The organism is Streptomyces sp. S4.7 (assembly GCF_010384365.1).
GTDB lineage: Bacteria > Actinomycetota > Actinomycetes > Streptomycetales > Streptomycetaceae > Streptomyces.
In genome coordinates, this window is record NZ_CP048397.1 from 5,202,932 (window position 1) to 5,223,120 (window position 20,189).

Consider the following 20,189-nt stretch of genomic DNA (forward strand, 5'->3'; position numbering starts at 1 on the left):
ATCGGTGTCGGCTTCGATGCCGGGGCCGGGGCCCTCACCCGGGCCCGCCCGTGGGGCCGGTGCCCGTGGGCTTCCGTCGCGCGGCACGGACCGCCGCGTCGCGCGCGTGCGACCGTACTCCCTGACGGGGGGCAGGACGCGCTTCGGGCATGTGCTGCTGGTCGAGACGTTCGTCGCCGCGCTCGAAGCTCCCGAGGAGCGCAAGGAGTTGACGAACGGCGGCGGGCTCGCGGCGCGCGTCATGCCGGAGATGCGCGCCATCGTCGAACTGTGCAGACGGATGCGGACGGTCGCCGAGATCTCGGCGCTGCTCAAGATACCGCTGGGGGTCGTCCGGGTCCTGCTCAGTGATCTGGCCGACCAGGGACGGATCCGGGTGTACGGGACCGGTCACGGCAGCGACCACCCGGACCGGGCGCTGCTGGAGAGGGTGCTGGGTGGACTCCGCCGTCTCTGACCCGCCGGACGTGCGGGACGCCGGGGAAGAAGCGCCGCGGGACTGGCAGTTGGACCGCACCAGAGCCCCCATAGCGACCAAGATCGTGGTCGCGGGCGCCTTCGGTGTCGGCAAGTCGACCTTCGTCGGATCGGTCTCCGAGGTCAGGCCGCTGCGCACCGAGGCCGTGATGACCAGCGCCAGTGAGGGGACCGACGATCTCTCGGCCACCCCCGAGAAGACCACCACGACCGTCGCGATGGACTTCGGCCGCCTCACGCTCGACGACGACCTGGTGCTGTACGTCTTCGGCACCCCCGGCCAGCCGCGTTTCTGGTTCATGTGGGACGACCTGGTGCGCGGCGCGATCGGCGCCGTCGTCCTGGCCGACACCCGCCGGCTCGCCGAGTGCTTCCCGGCGCTCGACTACTTCGAGAGCCGCGGCCTGCCGTACGTGGTGGCCGTCAACCACTTCGAGGGAACGGAGTCGTTCGAGGTCCGGGACGTACGGGAGGCGCTGTCGGTACCGGAGGGCGTGCCCGTAATGATCATGGACGCACGTAAACGGATCACGGTCGTCGAATCGCTGCTGGCCCTGGTGGGCCACGCCCTCGAAGCGGTGGACGGATAGCCGGGCAGCGGGCAGCGACAACCAATGGGAAGCGGACAAACGGAGAACCCGCCATGCGGAAGATACTCGTCGTCGGAGCCGGTCAGTCCGGCCTTCAGCTCGCTCTCGGCCTTCAGTCGCACGGCTACGAGATCACGCTGATGTCCAACCGTACGGCGGACGAGATCCGGTGCGGCCGGGTCATGTCGACCCAGTGCATGTTCCACACCGCCCTCCAGCACGAGCGGGACCTCCGGCTCGGCTTCTGGGAGTCCCAGGCACCGCGCGTGGAGGGTCTCGGCGTCTCGGTCGCCGCGCCCGACTCCTCCCGCCCGGTCGACTGGGTGGGCATGCTGGACGGGATCGCCCAGTCCGTCGACCAGCGGGTGAAGATGGCCGGCTGGATGGAGACGTTCGCCCAGCGCGGCGGTCAACTCGTCATCCACGGCGCGGCCGTGTCCGACCTCGACTACTTCTCGCGCGCCTACGACCTCGTCCTCGTCTCGGCCGGCAAGGGCGAACTGGTCGCGATGTTCGCCAGGGACGCCTCCCGCTCCCCGTACGCCGCGCCGCAGCGGGCGCTCTCCGTCGCGTACGTCCACGGTCTGGGCCCGCGCCCCGAACACCCGGACTTCGACGCCGTCCGCTGCAATCTCGTGCCCGGTGTCGGCGAGCTGTTCGTGATGCCGACGCTGACCTTCACCGGCCGCGCGGACATCCTGTTCTGGGAGGGAGTGCCGGGCGGGCCGCTCGACGTGTTCGAAGGCATCAGGGACCCCGCGGACCATCTCTCGCTGACGCTGGAGCTGATGGAGCGGTACACCCCCTGGGAGTACTCCCGCGCCACCAAGGTCGAACTGACCGACGCGAACGCCACGTTGGCCGGCCGCTACACACCCACCGTCCGGCACCCGATCGGACGGCTGCCGGGCGGCGGACTCGTCCTCGGGGTCGCCGACGTCGTCATCGCGAACGATCCCGTCACCGGCCAGGGCTCCAACTCGGCCTCCAAGTGCGCCGCCTCGTACCTGGACTCGATCCTGGCGCACGGCGACCGGGAGTTCGACGAGGCGTGGATGCAGGCGACGTTCGACCGGCACTGGGAGAGCGCGCGGCACGCCACGAAGTGGACGAACACGATGCTGGCCCCGCCGGCGCGGCACGTGCTGGACATGTTCGGCGCGGCGTGCCGGCTCCAGCCGGTCGCGGACCGGTTCGCCAACGGCTTCGACGACCCCTCGGACTTCGAGAACTTCCTCTACGACGCCGGGAAGACCGAGGCGTATCTCGCGGCGGTCGGCGAGGCCGCGGCCGGCTGAGGCCCTCCGCCGAGGGGCGTGTCCGCGAAGTCCCGCCCGGCCGGCGACGCCTGGCACGGCACCGCACCCGCCGCCCGCGGGGCCCCGCCCCGCGGGCGGACGACGCTACATTCCGGACACGCCCAAGGAAGTGCCGCTCGCGGGAGCGGATTGCGAGTCGTTGCCGGTGTCGTCTCCCTCGGTGGCGCCCGGCGGCAGCTCCGGCGCTACGTACGACGCCGCGTCGAGTTGACCGGCGTCCGGATCGGGCCGTACGGCGCCGAGCAGCGGGTTCGACGCGAGGGGGGAGACCTTCACCCGGGACCCGGGACGCGGGGCGTGCACCACCTTCCCCTCGCCGAGGTACATCGCCACATGGGTGGCCTTCGGGAAGTACACCACCAGATCACCCGGGCGCAGCTCACTCAGCTCCACCCTCGGCAGCTCGGCCCACTGCTGCTGGCTCGTACGGGGCACGGCGACCCCGGCGCGCGTCCAGGCCCGCGAGGTCAGCCCCGAGCAGTCGTACGCCTCCGGCCCCTCGGCGCCCCACTCGTACGGCTTGCCGATCTGTTCGACGGCGTACGCCAGTGCCCTCTCGCCCCCGGCCGACGGCGCCCGCGTGCTCCTGCCGGGGCTCGCGTCCCCACCGGCCGCCTGACCGAGTGCGCCGGAGGTGATCAGCTTCTCCTGCGCCTCGTCCGTGTCGGCGGCCTCGCGTTCGGCGATCGCGGCGATCTGCTCGGTGGTGAGCGACGCGAGCATCCTCTGGACATCCGTCAGCTTCGCCTTGACCGTGTCGCGCTGCTTCCTCTGTTTCGCGGCGAGCGCCTGCTGCTCGTCGAGCGCCTTCCGGGACCGCGCGGCGAGGGTGTCGGCGCGCCTCTCGCCGTTCGTCAGCCGCGCGACGGTCGACAGCCCTTCGCGCTGCGCACGGTCCATCAGATGCTTCTGGTCGAGGGCGCGTTGGGGGTCGTCGGTGAGCAGGAGCTGGACGTAGGAGGAGAGTTCCGAGGTCCCCTGGTACTGCCGGCGGGCCAGCTGTCCCGCCAGGGCGCGGCTGCGGACCAGCGCCTTGCGGGCGTCGGTGAGACCCGCGCCGACCCTCTTCGCCTCGGCCCGTCGGGCGGCGAGCTTCACCTCGGTGGCGTTGTAGGCCTCGGTGGCCTCCTCCGCCTGCTGGTACAGCGTGCGCATCTCGGTCAGCAGTTCGGAGACGCCGCGCGGCGCGCCGTCATCGAGGGGCGCGCTCCCGGGTGCGTACTCGGCGGTGCTTTCGGGGACCGGGGCGGGGGTGGGTTCGGCGCCCGCCGGCGCCGCGCAGGGGACCGCCGCGAGGACGGCGAGTGCCGCCGTGCAGACGGACCGCAGAAGTCGGCCTGACACACCATCACCTCCGTTTGCGGGACGGCCCGTCCGGCCCCAAGGCGATGATGCGGTGTCAGATGTCCCGTCCTCGTGTGCTTAGCGCACAATTGGGCGATACGGCGGCACGCCGTCACCCCGGGCGGGCCGATGTCACGGCCCCCGGCGTGGCGGCTTGTGCGGTCCGGGCTCCCCGGGTCAGTCGACCGGCAGCGCGTAGAAGGTGCCTCCGCGCCGGATCACCGCGGTCTTCCCGGCCATCAGCGGCTGGTACGCGGGCGGCGCCACGGCCGCGCCGTCCGCGGCGGGGGAGGGAGCGGGCCCGCCGGCGTTCTGGAACTTCCAGAGCCGCCTGCCGTCCTTCGCCCCGAACGCGGTCACCTGGAGCCCGTCGGCGGACAGCACCGTCCGGCCGCTCTCGCTCAGCGTGATCCGGGGGACACCGGTCCAGGCCGGGCCCTCGGTCGTGCCCTTCCAGCGCTCCACACCCGACTCGGGGTCGATCGCGTACACCTCCTGGTAGCGGTTGGCGATGTACAGCGTGGAGCCGAGGACCGTACCGGTGCCGAAGGCGAAGGAGTTCTGCCCCGTTACCCGTGGCGCGCCCGACCTGCGCCACAACTGCTTGGCGTCGGCGGTGTCGTACGCGTACAACTGATCGGCCGCCGCCGCGAACAGCCGGCCCTCCGCGTCACCCGCCGAACCACCCGAGGGCGGCACCGCGCCGAACGACTTAGACCAGACCCGCTCACCGTCGACGCGTCCGAAGCAGTGGTAGACCGACCTGCCCTTGCCCGCCTTGACCTGCGCGGGCGTCAGCGACTTGGCGTCCTGGCGCACCACGATGTCCGCCTCCCGTACGGCGATCAGCTGGTACACGGGGGTCAACGGGGCGCGCCCGTTGGAGATCACGGAGCGCCACAGCTCCTTGCGGGTCGCCAGATCGAAGGCGAAGAGATGGGTGCGGACCGTGGCCGCCTTCCCCGTACCGGCCTTGTGCGATCCGGTGAACCAGACCTGGCCGTCACCGCTCCCGGTGATGCCCGCGACGCCGAGTCCCGGCGCGTCGGCGATGCCGTTCGTGTAGCCGACCCGGTGCCTCACCTCGCCGGAGGCGGCCGAGATCCAGAGCAGGCCGGTCGTCCCGGCGACGAAGACGAGACCGCCGGAGGCGGGCAGCGCCTGGTGGAGCGCCGCGACGTCGGCGTTGCGCCAGAGCCGCTTGCCGGTGCGCACGTCCACGCCGGTCGAGCCCGACCCGGCCGTCAGGACGAGAGTGCGGCCGATGACGGCGGCATTCAGGACCTCGTCGGCCGCCACCTTCTGCTCGTACGCCCACAGCGCCTCGGGCGGCAGTCCCGTGAGGCCCTTTCGGGTGTCCTTGCCGGGCTTGTCGTCGGTGTCGCCGGACGGCTCGTCGTCGGCGAGCGCGAGCACGCCTCCGCCGCCGATCACCAGCCCGGCGGTGCCCGCGACCAGACCCGTGATGAGCGCGCGCCGCCCGAGGGGCTGTCCGAGCGGCCCGTTCCGCAGTGCGGCCAGCGGGCCCGAACCGGAACCCGTGGCGGCGGCCGGGACAGGGGCCGGTACCGGCACCGGCGGCAGGGCAGGGGGTCCCGGCGGGCCGGGCGGGAGCGGCTGGGACTGCTGCGGCACCGGGGCGGCGGCGGGGGGCAGTGGCAGCGCGGTCGGCTCGGGCCGGGCGCGGGGCACCGACAGGGCGGCGGTCGGCCGGTCGACGACACCGCTCTCGCTGCCGGAGGCGGTCCGGGGGCGGCCGATACGGGTGGTGCGGGAGTCGGGCTCGGGCGCGGCGACGGGCGCCCCGGGAACGGCGTCCGCCGGCCCCTCCGGTGCGCGCTCCTCCGGCACCCTGTCCGCCGGGCTCTCCAGCGGAGCGTGCAGGGCGTCGACCAGGGCGGCCTGTTCGGCGATCGAGGCCGACAGCGCGTCGGGCAGCCAGCCGCCCGGCACGGCGGTCGCCGCCGCTGCCGCGCCCTGGAGCGCCAGCTCCGCTGCCACCGCCCCGGCCGTCGGCCGCTCGCCCGGCTCCTTCGCCAGACAGCGCGCGACGATCGGCCGCAACTCCTCGGCCACACCGTCGAGTTCGGCCGTCCCGTGCGCGATGCGCTCGGTCGCCGCGTCGGGCGGGCCCTCGGCGAGGGGCGTCGTGCCGGTGGCCGCGTACGCGAGGAGCAGACCCAGCACGAAGATGTCGGACGGCGGCCCGGGCACCTCGCCGTCCAACTGCTCCGGGGTCAGATACCCCAGCCGTACGGAAAGCCGCCCGCCCTCGGCCGCCTCCGCCGAAGCCGCGGCGCCCAGCGCCCCGAAGGCGGTCAGGCGCGGCCCGTCGGCGGCGAGGGTCACGGTGTCGGGCGTGAGCCCGTGCAGCACGGCTCCCGTCGCGTGGACCCGCGAGAGCGTCTCGGCGAGCGCGGCGCCCAGTATCCGTACGGCACGCGCGGGCAGCGGACCGGCGACGGCGACGGCCTCGCCGAGGGTGAGCGCGGGGACGTAGTCGCTCGCGGTCCACAGCAGCTCCGTCCCGGCCGCGTCCGTACGGGAGTCGAGCAGCGGCTGCACCCACCCGCCGGCCAGCCGCTCCGCGGTGCGCGCCTCGGCCTGGAAGCGCCGCTGGAAGGCGGGCAGTGCGGCGAGGGGCGGCCGGGCGACGGAGACGACGGCGGTGGCGCCGTTCGCGCCGTACGCCAGATAGCGCACGGCGCTCGCCGACTCCCGGTACCGCGCCAGCACGGTGTACGGGCCGACAAGGCGCGGGTCGTCGTGCCGCAGCGGTTCCATCACGCGAAAAGCCCCCTGGTCGCTCTGCCGGGAGGTCGTCTCCGGCCTGGTCGATCCTAGATGGTGCCCGACAAATCGCGCCTGCCGCACCATATGTGACCGTGTGTGGCCAACGAGTTCGCGATCCTGCCCCGAACCGCCGAACGCTCAGCCCTGCCCCGGCTTGGACCAGGGCCACTTGAGCGTGCGCCGCTCGCGCCCCTCGGGAACGTACTCGTACTTCCAGCCGCGCTGGATCCCGAGCCGCTTGGTGTACCCGGCGGGCGCGCGCCGGTACGCGAACACGGTGGGCGGCCCGCCGCCCGCGTCCGGCACGGGCACCTCGTACCACTTCGGCGGCTGCCCGGTCGGCCCGGTCAGCACGGGCAGTACGCGACCGTCGAGCGGCCCACCGACAAAGACGGTCTCTTCGCTTCTCACGCCGCCAGTGTCGCGCAGCGCCCTGCCGGGGCGGACGCCGGTCACCCCTGCGGCGTACCGCCGCGTACCCGCCGCCCGTCCCCGTCCCACCTCCGCGACCAGCGGCTTAGCGCCCGGCACTGAGCTGTTCGACGGAACGGGGCGCCCGGCCTCGGCGCGCCGCTTGACGGTGTGTCTGCCTTTTATGAAGGCCACGGCCCGGTTCCCCGAGCGGGTGGCAGATGCCCGCACCGTGCCACGGAAGCGGAGATCCCCACCATGCGCCCTGTTCGCATCCTCACCACCGCTGCCCTGTCCACCCTGGCCCTGGGCATGGGCGCGGCGACCGTCCATGCCGACACCCAGCCGACCCTCACGGTCAGCCCGAACCCGGCGACCGCGGGCTCGTCGGTCTCGCTCACGCTCAACGGCGGCTGCGACGCCAGCACGGTGACGGCCTCGTCCGGGGCCTTCACGGGCTCGGTCGTGCTGTCCGCGGGCTCGAACGGTACCTACCGGGGCACGGGCACCGTCCGCCGCGACGCCCGCGCGGGCAGCCACGCGATCAGCATCGCCTGCCCGAACGGCGGCCCCTCCTCGTTCACCTTCACCGTCCGCGCGGCGTCGAGCCCGAGCCCGAGCCCGAATCCGTCCATGGGTGCCCGCGGCGGCCTGGGCGGCAGCGTCACCGACATGGACAGCACGAAGGTCTGGGCGGGCGCGGCACTGGTGACGGTGGCGGCGGCGGGCACCACGCTGGTCCTGCGCCGCCGGGCGAAGCACTGACCGAGGCGGGCGGGACGCTGCGCCGGATGGGGCCGGGGGGGCTCCCGGCCCCACCCGTTCTCACGCCAGCAGCCCCGACGCCTTCCAGAGCCGCCTGCCCGTGCCGCGCATGACCCCGATGTCGTCCAGGAAGTCCGTGAGGCGTTTCGCGCCCGACTGCATCACCTCTCGGCGGTGGGGGCTCGTGCGGACCTGGGCCACGGCCTCGCGGCGGTCCAGGCCGACGTTGTCGTAGACCTGGGGGTTCACGAAGCAGACCGAGAAGACACGGGCCGCCTGGCCGGCCGTGAGGCGGGTCAGTTCCTGCTCCCAGCGGGGGGACGTGACCATCTGACGGCGCAGTTCCTCGCGGGCGTAGCGGACGTGACGGGCCTCCTCCACCACATGGATGCGGGTCACGCCGCGCACCAGGGTCTGGACGCGCTCGTCCGGGAACGTCAGGCGCTGCATCCAGTCCAGGATCTCCTCGCCCAGGAGTGTCGCGGCGAACGAACCCGGGGTCGTGGAGAGGGTCTTCAGCACGCGTGCGACGTTGTGGTAGACGCGGGGGACGGGGTACGCGGGGGCGCCGCCCTTCTGGATCATCCGCGCGAACATCATCGAGTGCCGGCACTCGTCCGCTATCTCGGTGAGGGCGTAGCGCACGTGGTTGCTGGTCACCGACTTGTCGTAGATGTGCCTGACCAGCAGCTGCATCAGGATGATCTCGAACCAGATGCCCAGCGAGGCGAGTGAGGCGGCCTCGTGGCGGGCCAGGTCCATCCGCTGCTCCTCGGACATCTTCCGCCACAGCGGGGTGTCGTAGAGCGAGACCAGCTCCGGCGGCCAGAACCACTTGCCGTCCTCCGCCGGGGCGTCCCAGTCGAGGTCCGTGTCCGGGTCGAAGGAGTGCTTGGCCGAGGCTTCGAGGAGACGCAGCGCGACCTGTTCGCGGTCCCGCAGCGGGCCCAGCGCGTCGCGCAGGAGCTGGATGTCGCGTGCGCCGTCGTCGTCGCGGGGTGCGGCGTGGAGCACGCCGGACCCGCCCCCGCCGTCGTCGCGCGTGGGCGTGGCTGTCACATCGCGTTCGTGCGCTGCTGTCATGGCTGAGAGCACCTCATGACTGGGGTTACCGGGGGTACGGTCTCGACCCTCTTATGAGACTTCCTGTCAGTAGCTCTCGTCAATCCCCTCCGCACCACTTGTCGACTCGCTGTCCGACAGCGCGTGTTGGCCGCTCCCGCGCTACTCGCCGGGCCCGAAGGTCTTCCGCAGCGTGAACGCGTGCGCCGTCGGGCCGTGTTCGCGCAGGCTCAGCAGCCGCAGCTCGGCGTCCCGCGCCGTCGGGCGGACGCCCGCCTCCACCCACCACAGCGCCGTCATCGCCTCCTCCACGCGCTCGAACCACTCGAAGCGCCGGGCCAGCAACTCGCGGTGTCTCCCCTGGTACATGAAGTCGGTCAGCGCGTCGACGTCGCGCCACACCGTCAGATTCATGATCAGCCACTCGTCGCCGAAGACCGGGACGTCGGTGGCGTTGCCCGTGTCGCTCTGGAGTCTCCACACGAAACCGTCGGACGCGTCGGCGACCGCGTTCACGGGATCGAGCGCGTCCACGAAGCCCTTCAACTCGACCGTGTCCAGGGGGTGTTTGAGGCGCGCGATATTCACCTGGGCAAGTTCGCGGGCGGGTTCGTGAGCAGGTTCGCGGGCGGGTTCGCCGGCCGGGGCGGCGGAAGATGTCGTCATGCGCGAACGATAGGCAGGGCCTCCTCGGCCACACGCGCGATTTCGAGGAGTGGGACGTCCGCCCCGTGCTCCGCTACCAGTTGGAGCCCCACCGGGCAGCCGTCGGGCGTGAAACCGGCGGGCAGACTCGCCGCCGGATGACCGCTCACGTTGAACGCCCAGGTCAGTGCCGTCGAGTAGACGTCGGGGCCCGGCCCCTCGTGGCCGTGCGGGCGGTTCGGTGTCACCGGGCTGAGCAGCAGCGGCGTACGCGCGAAGTACGCGTCGAGCCGCCGGTCGTTCTCCTCCCGCACATCCGCGCCGGAGCCCCCTCCCGCGCCCGCCGCGCGGGGCGGCTCGCCACCGCGTACCGCCAGCCACGTCTCGCGCGGGTCGAGCAGCGACAGGGGCGGATCGGGGGCCCCGTCGAGCCGTACGACCCCGGCCGCCACCAGCCGGCCCACCGCCGCCCGTACCACCGCGTCCACAGCGGGATCCGTCCGCGCGAAACCGAGGTCCGGCGAGTACACGGCACGCACCGGTGTCCGCGCGCGCGGCGCCTCCTCGTACCCGTCCAGCACGTACCGCAGATACAGCCGCGCGTCCCGCACACGCCGCGTCAGCACCCCCGCCGTCACCAGCCCGGTGCGGTCAGGCGACGGCAGCAGCCCTCTCGTCGTCTTCAGGCCGAACACCCCGCACCACGCCGCCGGGATCCGCACCGACCCCGCCCCGTCGCTCCCCGTCGCCAGCGGCACCATGCCCGCGGCGACCGCCACCGCCGAACCCGCCGACGAACCACCGGGCGTGCGGTCGGCGCGGTAGGGATTGACCGTACGGCCGTGGGCGCCCCGGCCCCACGTCTGCCAGTACGTCCCCGGCCCCGGCACCGCCGTCGAGCCGACCGGCACCGCCCCGGCCGCGACCAGCCGCCGCGCCGCGTACGAGCGAATTCCCGCCGGGCCCTTCACCGCGAACGGCAGCCCCGCCAGAGGCAGTCGGCGATCCACCGACCTCGCCCGCGCCGACGCCCGCGCGTGCCACACCTCGATGAACGCGCACAGCTGCGGATCGAGCCGCCCGATCCGCTCCAGCGCCTCTCCCACCGACCACCAGCCGTCGCCCACCAAGGCTCCCAGGTCCTGTCTTCACACTGGCGTCTGGCTCACGACGCCTGGCACGCACGCCCGCCGCGCTGTCGGACTCGCCCGAGTACGCCCAGTACGGATGCGATCCTCCGCCTTGCGATCGCACGCACCAGACGCCGTGAGCCCCGCCCTGCGGGCGGACGACGCCATTTTGAAGACAGGACCTAGTCTCGCAGCGCCGCCTCCATCACCGCCCGTGCGATCGGGGCGGCGTCACCACCGCCGCTGATCTCACCGCGCACCGCCTCCGCGTCCTCCACCACCACGGCCACCGCCACCGCCGGCCTGCCCGTGTCCGCGGCCTGCGCCCAGGCGATGAACCAGGCATACGGCGTACCGGAGTTGCCCACACCGTGCTGCGCGGTCCCCGTCTTCCCGCCGACCGTCGCGCCGTCGATCCCGGCGCTCCGCCCCGTACCGGTGTCCACGACCTCCACCATCAACTGCCGCAGCCGGTAGGCCGTCGACGGGCTCATCGCCCGATGGTAGGAGTGCACGCCAGCGCGGGAGACGACGTCGCCGTCGGCCGCGAGCGTCCGGTCCACCAGATACGGGCGCCTGAGATCCCCGCCGTTCGCGACGGCCGCCGCCACCATCGCCATCTGGAGCGGGGTCGCCGTCGTGTCGAACTGTCCGATCGAGGAGAGCGCGAGCTGGTCGTCGCTCATCTCCCTGTCGAAGTTGGACACGGCGACACCCGACGGGATCCGCAACCGCCGGTCGTTGAAGCCGAATCGGCCCGCCGCCGCCACCATCCGGTCGAGCCCGACCGCCACCCCCAGCCCGGCCATCACCGAATTGCAGGACCACTTGATGGCGTACGCGAGCGACTCCCTGTCGCAGCCGCGCGTGTCGTTCGGGAGCGTGGTGCGCGTGCCCGGCAGGACGTACGGCTCCGGGACACCCGTCGGCTCGTCGACGTCCTCGACCACCCCGGCGTCCAGCGCGGCGGCTGCCGTGACGATCTTGAAGGCCGAACCGGGCGGATACGTCTGCCGGATGGCCCGGTTGAGCATCGGCTGGTCGTCCGCGCCGTTGAGCCGCCGCCACGCGCCGGTCACCGCCCGGCCCGTGCCCGACAGCGTCCCGGGGTCGTACGAGGGGCTGCTGACCAGCGCGAGGATCCTGCCCGACGCCGGCTCGATCGCGGCCACCGCGCCGCGCCTGCCGTCCAGACCCGAGTAGGCGGCCCGCTGCAAGGCCGGCTCGACGGTCGTGACGACCTTCCCGCCGGGCGGGTGGGCGCGGGTGATGTCGTTCCAGAACGGCAGCGGGGCGAGCATCGGGTCGGTGCCGGCCAGGATGCCGTCCTGGGCGTTCTCCAGCAGGGTGGTGCCGTACGTCTGCGAGGAGAAGCCGGTCACCGGGGCGTACAACGGCCCCTCGGTGTAGGTGCGTTCGTAGCGCAGCTGCTGGCCGGTGTCCTTGGATCCGGTGACGGCCCGGCCGTCGACGACGATCTCGCCGCGTGGCTGCTCGTAACGGTCCATGGCCTTACGGCGGTTGGCGGGGTTGCTGTCGAGGGAGCCGGCCTGGATGACCTGGATCCGGGCCGAGTTGACGAGCAGGGCGACGAGCAGCAGCAGACAGAACACGGCGGCGAGACGGATATGGCCGGTCATCGCTCACCCCCGGCCGCCGGTTCGGCCGAAGGCCCGTCCGCCGGTCCGGCCGACCCCGCATGCCCGGCCGGTTCCGTGCGTCCCGGCGATCCCGTCGCGATCACCGCCGACGCGATCACGCCCGTCTCCACCGTCTCCGGATGCGGGCTGCGCGCCGAGTCGCTGAGCCGGATGAGCAGCGCCACGATGACCCAGTTGGTGACGACCGACGAACCACCCTGCGCCAGGAACGGCATCGCCATGCCCGTGAGCGGGATCAGCCCCGTCACCCCGCCCGCGATCACGAACACCTGGAGCGCCACGATCGACGCCAGACCGACCGCGAGCAGCCGTCCGAACGGGTCGCGCAGAGCGAGCCCGGTGCGGTAGCCGCGGGCGACGAGCAGCGCGTACAGCAGGATGATCGCGGTCAGCCCGATCAGCCCCAGCTCCTCGCCCGCCGTCGCGAGGATGAAGTCGGACTTGGCGGCGAAGCCGATGAGGACGGACCGGCCGAGCCCCAGCCCCGTACCGAACATGCCGCCCGCGGCGAACGCGAAGAGCGACTGGGCGAGTTGGTCGGGCCCGTGGCCGGCGTCGATGGAGGCGAACGGGTCGAGCCAGTCCTCCACGCGGCTGTGGACGTGCGGTTCGAGCCAGCCGACGGCGAACGCGCCGACCCCGGCCAGCAGCAGCCCCACCGCGATCCACCCGGTGCGCCCCGTCGCCACGTACAGCAGGATCACGAAGAGCCCGAAGAAGAGCAGCGAGGTGCCGAGGTCGCGCTCCAGGACCAGTACGAGCACGCTGAGCAGCCAGATCGCGACGATCGGGCCCAGCACCCGCCCGGTGGGCAGCTGGAGCTTCCAGATCCGGCGGCCGGTGCAGGCGAGGGCGCCGTGGTTGGCCGCGAGATAGGCGGCGAAGAAGACGGCGAGCAGGATCTTCGCGAACTCGCCCGGCTGGAAGGAGAGTTCGTCGATCCGGATCCAGATCCTGGCGCCGTTGACCGCGGGGAAGAAGATCGGCACGGTCATCAGCAGCAGCGCGGCGACCACCGACAGATACGCGTACCGCTGGAGCACCCGGTGGTCACGCAGCAGCGCGACGACGACGATGAACAGCGCGACACCGAGGGTCGACCAGACGAGCTGCGCGGGCGCGTCCCGCTCGCCGGGGGTGGCGAGGTCCAGCCGGTGGAGGAGCACGAGCCCGACGCCGTTGAGCAGGACCGCGATCGGGAGCAGCAGCGGATCCGCGTACGGGGCGCGGAGACGGACCGCGAGATGCGCCAGGAGAGGGAGCAGGCCCAGCCCCGCGCTGTGACGCAGCGCGTCGGGCGGGACGGCGTCGTCGTGGGCGAGGCCGACGGCCACGTAGCCGAAGAGGGAGATGAGGACGGCGCACACCAGGAGCGAGAGCTCGACCCCGCGCCGCTTGCGGAGCCGTAGTTCGGGCGGGGGAGAGTCCGCCTTCGTTGCGGTCATGGAGCGCAACGTAGCAACCCGACATGCCTTATGTCCGGTTATGTAAAGACATGAGGCATGTCGGGCTCCCGGTGGGTCAGCACCAGCGCGGTGCCTTGCCGATGTTCTCGATGTACGCGGCGGAGCCCCAGGCCCAGTTGCCGTCCGTCAGGAGGTACCAGCGGTCGTTCCCGTTCACTTCCTCGCCCCGCATCTTGCAGAGGATGTGCACGATCGAGCCGTACGCGGCGCTGCCGATGACCCGGCCGCCGCGGGTCGGCCGGTCGCGCAGCAGGAGTCCGGTCCTGGCGGTGACGCGGCCCTTGTACTTGCCCGAGCCCATCGTGGAGACCTCGGCCTCGGGGCCGGCGTCGCCGAGGCGGCCGGCGTCGGCGTGGCCGCTGAATCCGACCGGCGGCGGGGTCGGTACCGCCGCCAGTGCGGGGGTGGCGGTCAGCGCCGCGGCGGCGACGGCGAGGGCCGCGACGTACGGGCCGAAGGAACCCCGGAGACGCGGGGTGGAGGAGCGCAGAAAACGCTGGGACATGCGTGACTCCTGATGTTCGGGAAGGGGGCGAGGGGTGATGGGGGGCTGCTTGACCCTCGCCCGATTTACCCTAGTTTCGTCACATTCTGTCCGCAACCGTAACTCTGCGTGCCCCGCGCCGGCCGCCCTCAGCGCTGGTGGGGGTTACCGCCCTGGCCCGGCTGCTGTCCCTGGCCGCCCTGGCTGAACGGGTTCCCGCCACCGGGCTGACCGCCCTGGCCGCCCTGTGCGAACGGGTTGGCGCCGTGCTGCTGGCCGACGCCCTGCTGGGCCTGCGACGCGCTCTGCGCGAGCAGCTGCTCGGCCTGCTCGTTCGGCACCTGGTGCTCCACGCCGCAGAACGTGCACTGCGTGTAGTGCTTCGTCGAGTACGGGAACAGCGGCACGAAGAACAGCGTGAACTTGGAGACGCGCTTGCGGAGCGTGTGCGCGGACGGATTGCCGCACTGGCCGCACACGAGCGTCAGTATCGCCAGTTGGTAGATGTAGCCCTTGGTCCCGAAGATGATCATGCGGTGTTCCTTCTCTTCTCATGACGCTTCATGGCGCTCATGACCGGCGCACCTCCATGGTGCACGCCCGCCACGGCGGCGGTCACGGCAGGCGGCCCGCCCGGTTCAGATTGATGAGCGGGCCGAGGAGGTCCCCGTACCGCGCCAATCGCCCCGCGATGTCACCGATGCGGAAGACCAGGTCCTCCGGCGCCGCGCAATTGCGGACCTCTTCCCAGGACACCGGGGCGGAGACGGTCGGTTCCGTCCTGGCGCGCAGCGTGTACGGGGCGGCCGTCGTCTTCGCCGCCGAATTCTGGCTGTGGTCGACGAAGACCTTGCCGGGGCGGAGCGCGCGGGCCATTCGGTGGACCACCAGGTGCGGCAGCTCCGCCTCGGCCTCGACGGCGAGCGACTTGGCGTACGCGGAGACCTCACGCGACGGGGTCGGCTCCAGCGGTACGAGCAGATGCAGGCCCTTGGAGCCCGAGGTCTTGGCGTAGGCGTTGAGCCCGTCCGCCGCCAGCCGTTCCCGCAGCCAGAGCGCCGCCGCGCAGCACTCCACCATGCCGGCCGGCTCGCCGGGGTCCAGGTCGAAGACGATGCGGTCGGCGCGGGCCGGACTGTCGGCCTGCCACTGCGGGGTGTGGAACTCCACGACCAGGTTCGCCGCCCACATCAGCGTCGCGAGGTCCTCCACCAGCACCTGCTCGGCGGTCTGCTCCGCCGAACGGGGCACCGTCGCCCTGCGCACCCAGGACGGTGTGCCCGGCGGCGGATTCTTGGTGAAGAAGCGCTGGCCGGCGGGGCCGTCCGGGTAGCGGAGGAAGGAGACGGGGCGATTGGCCAGATGGGTGAGCAGGGCGCCGGCCGAGGTCGCGCAGTAGTGCAGGACCTCGCCCTTGGTGGTGCCGGTGGCCGGGTAGAGGACCTTCTCCAGATTGCTGAGGGCGATCCGCCGCCCCTCCACCTCGGCGATGGGCGTCATACGATGAGAATCCCACGAATTCGGATGTAAGGGATTTACCGTGCGATCCATATGGAACGGCGCAATCTCCTTCGGTCTGGTGAGCATCCCGATCAAGCTGGTGAACGCCACCGAGAGCCGCTCGATCTCCTTTCGGCAGATCCATTTGGCGGACGGCGGCCGGATTCGTTACCGGAAGGTCTGCGAGCTGGACGAGGAGGAGGTCACCTCGGCCGAGATCGGCAAGGCGTACGAGGACGCGGACGGGTCGATGATCCCGATCACCGACGACGACCTCGCCCAGCTCCCGCTGCCGACGGCCAAGACGATCGAGATCGTGGGGTTCGTGCCCGAGACGTCGATCGACCCGCTCCAGGTGGGCTCGGCGTACTACATCGCGGCGAACGGCGTCCCGGCCGCCAAGCCGTACACACTGCTGCGCGAGGCCCTGAAACGCAGCGAGAAGGTGGCGATCGCGAAATTCGCGCTGCGCGGGCGCGAGCGGCTGGGCATGGTGCGGGTCCTCGGCGATGTCATCGCGCTGCACGGGCTGCTGTGGCCGGACGAGATCCGGCAGCCGGAGGGGGTGGCGCCGGAGACGGAGGTCAGCATCCGGGACGCCGAACTCGACCTGGCCGACGCCCTGATGGACACCCTCGGCGAGGTCGAACTTCAATCCCTCCACGACGACTACCGGGAGGCCGTCGAGGAGCTGATCGCCGCCAAGGCGGGCGGCGGGGAGCTGACGGCTCCGGAGGGGGCGGGGGAGCGGCGCGGGGGCAAGGTGCTGGACCTGATGGCGGCGCTGGAGAGCAGTGTGCGGGCGGCGAAGGAGTCGCGTGGCGAGGGGGGCGGGGAAGGGGACGGGAATCATGCGGAGGTGACGCGTCTGCCGACGGGCAAGAAGTCGGCGGGCGCGAAGAAGAGCGCGTCGAAGACCGCTTCGAAGACGGCGTCCGGGACCGGGGCCAAGAAGACGCCTGCCAAGAAGACAGCGGCCAAGAAGACGGCGACGGGCAAGACCGCCGCGAAGAAGACGGCCGCCAAGAAGACCACGGCGAAGAAGGCCCCGGCGAAGAAGCGCTCCGCCTGAGCGCGGGCGGTCGGCTTCGTCCTCGACGGCCGGACGGGCCCGAAGACGCGGCCCTTCCGGCCGTCGAGGACAGGCGCGCCCTACCCGCCGCGCGCGTCCCGGAGGGCGAAGTCGCCGGGCAGTGGTGTGTCCAGCGCGTTGAGCGCGGCGACCAGCTTCTTCTCCTCGTAGGTGAAGTGGGACTCCACCAGCGCGACGAGACCGTCCAGTTCACCCCGCACCCGACGCGCCTCGGCGGCGTCCGGGGCCGGGCTGATGCCGTCGAGCAGGTCCTGGAGCCGGCCGAGGATGGCGGTCACCATGTGGTGGTCGTGCGCGAACTGCTCCAGTACGGGCGCCAACTCGGGAAAGCGCCTCGCCAGTTCGGGAAAGACCCCGTCGTCCTCCGCCGTGTGATGCCGGGTCAGGGCGGAGCAGAACGCGAGGCAGTGCGCCTGTAGTTCGCGCGGGCGCTCACCGTCTCCCGCGAAGTGGTCGTCGACGTCGTCCTGAAGCCGGGCGAGCTCCTCACGGAGCCAGATGTGCACATCGATCAGCTGATTGCCGAACGCCGCGAGGCGGTCGCCCGGCGCGTCGTCCGGTATGGCGGAGGTCCCCATGCCCGCATCGTATGCGCGTTATGGATTCTGTTGGATTCTGTGCGACAGACCCTGGCGGTTCCGGGGAATTACGGTGGACGATCCGGGGCGCGGGCGCCCCTTCAGGCTCAGCCCTGTCCTCACCAACTCGCGCCCCGTGTTTGCCCGTTGAGCCCGGCTCCGAGTGAGAGGGACAAGCGATGACGAACAGCAGACCAGGATCGGCGAAGCGATGGCGCGCCGTCTGCGCGACCGCGCTCGCGGGGGTGCTCTGTCTCGGGACCCCCGCGGCGGCCCAGGACGACGCGGCCGGTCCCCGGCCCGCCGGCTCCGACTGGACCGTCTCCCGCGGCGGCCCCACCGCCGCCGTACGGCTCGACCCCGCCGACGGCACCGTCACCCTCGCCGTACGGGACGGCGGGCGCACCCTCGTCGAACCCTCGCCCGTCGGCATCGTCACCGAGGACGCCGACCTGACCCGCGGGCTGCGCCTGGTGGACCGGAAGGACCGCCGGATCAGCGAGCGGTACACGACCGTCGTCGGCAAGGAACGCCGCCGGGCAGTCGACATGGCCGAGTCGCGCTTCACCCTCCGGGGCGTGGACGGGGCACGGGTCGACCTGGTCGTGCGCGCGGCCGACGGCGGGGTCGCCTACCGCTACGTGCTGCCCGCCGGCGCCGGGGCGTGCTCCGCGAGGCGTCCGGCTTCGTACTGCCGGCCGACGCGCCGGCCCGGCTGAGCGACTACTCGGTCAACTACGAGCAGCCGTACGACGGTACGACCGCCGCCGGGGCGTCGAGCGGGCAGTACGCGTACCCCGCGCTCTTCCAGGTGGGCGACGACCACGTGCTGCTCACCGAGGCGGACGTCGACGGCCGCTATCCCGCGAGCCGGCTCACACACACGACGGGCGGCGGTCGCTACGACGTGGCGCTGGCCGACCCTTCCGTGCCCCTGCCTGTCGGCGGGCCGCTCGCGACCCCCTGGCGGACCGTGATCGCGGGCGACCTGGCGACCGTGACCGGGTCCACACTCGTGGACGACCTGGCCCCGCCCTCCCGCGTCGCGGACACCTCCTGGATCCGCCCCGGCACCGTCGCCTGGTCCTGGCTCGCCGGGTTCGGCGTGGCGCAGCGCAGCCTCGAGACCCAGCAGCGGTTCGTGGACTACGCGGCCGCGCACGGCTGGGAGTACTCCCTGGTGGACGACGGCTGGAACACCACCGACTGGATGCCGCGACTGATGGAGTACGCCGAACGGCGGGGCGTGGGCGTCCTGTTGTGGATGCACTGGACCGATCTGGACACACCCGCCGAGCGCACGCACCAGCTCGACAGGGTCAAGGAGTGGGGCGCCGCCGGGCTGAAGATCGACTTCATGGACTCCGACTCGCGAGAGCGCATGGAGTGGTACGACGAGATCCTCCGGGAGACCGCCGACCGTGAGCTGATGGTCAACTTCCACGGTTCGACGCTGCCGCACGGCATCCAGCGCACCTGGCCGCACGTCATGACGATGGAGGGCGTGCACGGCGCCGAGCAGGGCGACGTCCAGGCCGACGACATGGCGACCCTGCCCTACACCCGTAACGTGGTCGGCTCCATGGACTTCACACCCATGGGATTCCAGTTCGGGCAGCGCAACAACACCGAGGCCGCCGAGCTGGCGCTCTCCGTCGTGTACGAGTCCGGGTTCCAGAACTACGCGGGCAGCGTGGAGGCGTACCGGGCCCGGCCCGAGATCTCCCGGTTCCTCGACCAGGTCCCGACCGTCTGGGACGAGAGCCGGCTCGTGGCCGGCGCGCCCGGCGAGGGGGCGACGTTCGCGCGCAGACACGGCGACCGGTGGTTCCTCGGCTCCGTCACGGCGGGCGACGGGGGTACGGAGCGGGTCCCGCTGACGTTCCTGGGATCCGGTTCGTGGCGGGTCGACGTCGTACGGGACGGCGACGACGGCGTCGTACGCCAGAGCCAGGTGATGGACCGTCAGGACGTACTCACGGTGCCCGTGTTGGCGGACGGCGGCTTCGCCGCGCAGATCTGCCGCGCGGTGCCGCGCCGCGACAGCTGCGACCGGCCGGTGGACACGGTGCCCGTCGGCACCCTGTCCGTGACCCCGGCGAAGACCGACGCCCTGCCGGGCGCGACGGTCGACATCGACGCGAGCTTCGTCCTGGACGATGCGGGCCCCGCCGAGGACGTGACGCTCGGCGCCCGTACCCCCGAGGGCTGGGCGGTCGACGGAGCGGGCGCGACGGCGGACGAACTGGCCGAAGGGGCCGAACTGACCGCGTCCTGGCGGGTCACGGTCCCCGCCGACCCCGTGTACGGGGCGACGGAGATCCCGGTCACGGTCACCTACCGGGACCCGGACGCCCGTCGGGGCGCGCCGCCGCTGACCGTCGAGCGCACGGTGCGCGTCTTCGTGGCACGCGAAGGCACCGTGTACGTCAGCTCGTTGCCGTTCGTCTCCGAAACCAACGGCTGGGGCCCGGTCGAGCGCGACCTCTCCAACGGTGAGAACGGCGCGGGCGACGGCGGGCCGCTGCGGCTCGGCGACACGACGTACGACAAGGGACTCGGAGTGCACGCGCGCTCCGAGGTGACCGTCGACCTGAACGGCGCGTACGACCGCTTCACGGCATGGGCCGGCATCGACGAGGAGAAGCCGGACAAGGGCTCGGTGGACTTCGAGGTGATCGGCGACGGCGAGGTCCTGGCCCGCAGCGGCGTCCTCGGACCGACGGACGCGGCCCACGCGTTCGACGTCGACGTCAGCGGGGTGCGGCAGCTGACGCTGCGCGTCACGGACGGCGGCGACGGTATCGACTCGGACCACGGCGACTGGGCGGACGCCCAACTGGCGCGATAGCGCGCGCAGTTGACGCGGCC

19 protein-coding genes are annotated in these 20,189 nt (G+C 72.3%); 7 read left to right on the top strand and 12 right to left on the bottom strand.

Annotation, left to right across the window (positions count from 1 at the left end):
* Positions 1-16: 16 nt before the first annotated feature.
* The 3 genes from SSPS47_RS23370 to SSPS47_RS23380 are packed head-to-tail and all read left to right on the top strand — an operon-like array spanning position 17 to position 2,365.
* Entirely contained in the window at positions 17-457 is a 441-nt protein-coding gene (locus tag SSPS47_RS23370; protein WP_164254900.1) for a DUF742 domain-containing protein, read from the top strand.
* The gene (locus SSPS47_RS23375) at positions 438-1,067 is read left to right on the top strand and encodes an ATP/GTP-binding protein (protein WP_164252744.1); all 630 of its coding nucleotides are present in this window, start codon (positions 438-440) and stop codon (positions 1,065-1,067) included. The genes SSPS47_RS23370 and SSPS47_RS23375 overlap by 20 nt, the downstream gene beginning before the upstream one ends.
* 53 nt (positions 1,068-1,120) lie before the next feature.
* Positions 1,121-2,365, top strand: coding sequence for a styrene monooxygenase/indole monooxygenase family protein (locus SSPS47_RS23380; protein ID WP_164252745.1), 1,245 nt, complete (start codon positions 1,121-1,123; stop codon positions 2,363-2,365).
* Between the two features lie 105 nt (positions 2,366-2,470).
* On the opposite strand, the gene SSPS47_RS23385 is transcribed toward SSPS47_RS23380, so the two are convergent.
* The 3 genes from SSPS47_RS23385 to SSPS47_RS23395 all read right to left on the bottom strand — a co-directional run bounded on the left by SSPS47_RS23385 (position 2,471) and on the right by SSPS47_RS23395 (position 6,934).
* On the bottom strand, positions 2,471-3,730 hold the full coding sequence (locus SSPS47_RS23385; RefSeq protein ID WP_164252746.1) for a C40 family peptidase: 1,260 nt from the start codon (positions 3,728-3,730) through the stop codon (positions 2,471-2,473).
* 177 nt (positions 3,731-3,907) lie between these two features.
* Positions 3,908-6,514 (bottom strand): PQQ-binding-like beta-propeller repeat protein, encoded by a 2,607-nt coding sequence (locus tag SSPS47_RS23390; RefSeq protein ID WP_164254902.1) that lies wholly within the window; start codon positions 6,512-6,514, stop codon positions 3,908-3,910.
* A gap of 147 nt (positions 6,515-6,661) precedes the next feature.
* Positions 6,662-6,934 carry a hypothetical protein gene (locus tag SSPS47_RS23395; RefSeq protein ID WP_164252747.1) on the bottom strand — a complete coding sequence of 91 codons (273 nt, stop codon included), beginning with the start codon at positions 6,932-6,934 and terminating at the stop codon, positions 6,662-6,664.
* Positions 6,935-7,192: 258 nt separating this feature from the next.
* Between SSPS47_RS23395 and SSPS47_RS23400 the strand changes: the two genes are divergently transcribed.
* Entirely contained in the window at positions 7,193-7,699 is a 507-nt protein-coding gene (locus tag SSPS47_RS23400) for a hypothetical protein (RefSeq protein ID WP_164252748.1), read from the top strand.
* Between the two features lie 60 nt (positions 7,700-7,759).
* Here SSPS47_RS23400 and SSPS47_RS23405 read toward each other — a convergent pair whose 3' ends face one another.
* From SSPS47_RS23405 to ligD, 8 genes are all read right to left on the bottom strand, one after another.
* Complete coding sequence (locus SSPS47_RS23405) at positions 7,760-8,782, bottom strand: diiron oxygenase (protein WP_164252749.1); 1,023 nt, start codon at positions 8,780-8,782, stop codon at positions 7,760-7,762.
* Positions 8,783-8,923: 141 nt separating this feature from the next.
* Complete coding sequence (locus tag SSPS47_RS23410) at positions 8,924-9,427, bottom strand: DUF3291 domain-containing protein (protein WP_164252750.1); 504 nt, start codon at positions 9,425-9,427, stop codon at positions 8,924-8,926.
* Positions 9,424-10,533 carry an amidase gene (locus tag SSPS47_RS23415; protein ID WP_239065022.1) on the bottom strand — a complete coding sequence of 370 codons (1,110 nt, stop codon included), beginning with the start codon at positions 10,531-10,533 and terminating at the stop codon, positions 9,424-9,426. The genes SSPS47_RS23410 and SSPS47_RS23415 overlap by 4 nt, the downstream gene beginning before the upstream one ends.
* Before the next feature lie 185 nt (positions 10,534-10,718).
* Positions 10,719-12,176 carry a penicillin-binding transpeptidase domain-containing protein gene (locus SSPS47_RS23420; RefSeq protein ID WP_164252751.1) on the bottom strand — a complete coding sequence of 486 codons (1,458 nt, stop codon included), beginning with the start codon at positions 12,174-12,176 and terminating at the stop codon, positions 10,719-10,721.
* On the bottom strand, positions 12,173-13,642 hold the full coding sequence (locus SSPS47_RS23425) for an FtsW/RodA/SpoVE family cell cycle protein (RefSeq protein ID WP_164252752.1): 1,470 nt from the start codon (positions 13,640-13,642) through the stop codon (positions 12,173-12,175). The genes SSPS47_RS23420 and SSPS47_RS23425 overlap by 4 nt, the downstream gene beginning before the upstream one ends.
* A 76-nt stretch (positions 13,643-13,718) precedes the next feature.
* On the bottom strand, positions 13,719-14,168 hold the full coding sequence (locus SSPS47_RS23430) for an SH3 domain-containing protein (protein WP_164252753.1): 450 nt from the start codon (positions 14,166-14,168) through the stop codon (positions 13,719-13,721).
* Between the two features lie 128 nt (positions 14,169-14,296).
* A complete protein-coding gene (locus SSPS47_RS23435) occupies positions 14,297-14,680 on the bottom strand; it encodes a zinc-ribbon domain-containing protein (RefSeq protein WP_164252754.1) in 384 nt (127 codons plus the stop codon).
* A gap of 82 nt (positions 14,681-14,762) precedes the next feature.
* Positions 14,763-15,647, bottom strand: coding sequence for a non-homologous end-joining DNA ligase (ligD, locus tag SSPS47_RS23440; protein ID WP_164252755.1), 885 nt, complete (start codon positions 15,645-15,647; stop codon positions 14,763-14,765).
* A gap of 40 nt (positions 15,648-15,687) precedes the next feature.
* On the opposite strand from ligD, the gene SSPS47_RS23445 reads away from it, so the two are divergent.
* Positions 15,688-16,719 (top strand): Ku protein, encoded by a 1,032-nt coding sequence (locus SSPS47_RS23445; RefSeq protein WP_164252756.1) that lies wholly within the window; start codon positions 15,688-15,690, stop codon positions 16,717-16,719.
* An 80-nt stretch (positions 16,720-16,799) separates the two neighbouring features.
* On the opposite strand, the gene SSPS47_RS23450 is transcribed toward SSPS47_RS23445, so the two are convergent.
* The gene (locus SSPS47_RS23450; protein WP_164252757.1) at positions 16,800-17,318 is read right to left on the bottom strand and encodes a hemerythrin domain-containing protein; all 519 of its coding nucleotides are present in this window, start codon (positions 17,316-17,318) and stop codon (positions 16,800-16,802) included.
* 179 nt (positions 17,319-17,497) lie between these two features.
* Between SSPS47_RS23450 and SSPS47_RS36025 the strand changes: the two genes are divergently transcribed.
* The gene (locus tag SSPS47_RS36025) at positions 17,498-18,037 is read left to right on the top strand and encodes a glycoside hydrolase family 97 N-terminal domain-containing protein (RefSeq protein WP_275405169.1); all 540 of its coding nucleotides are present in this window, start codon (positions 17,498-17,500) and stop codon (positions 18,035-18,037) included.
* Positions 17,983-20,169, top strand: coding sequence for a glycoside hydrolase family 97 catalytic domain-containing protein (locus SSPS47_RS36030; protein WP_275405170.1), 2,187 nt, complete (start codon positions 17,983-17,985; stop codon positions 20,167-20,169). Before SSPS47_RS36025 ends, SSPS47_RS36030 begins: the two co-directional genes overlap by 55 nt.
* Positions 20,170-20,189 lie beyond the last annotated feature (20 nt).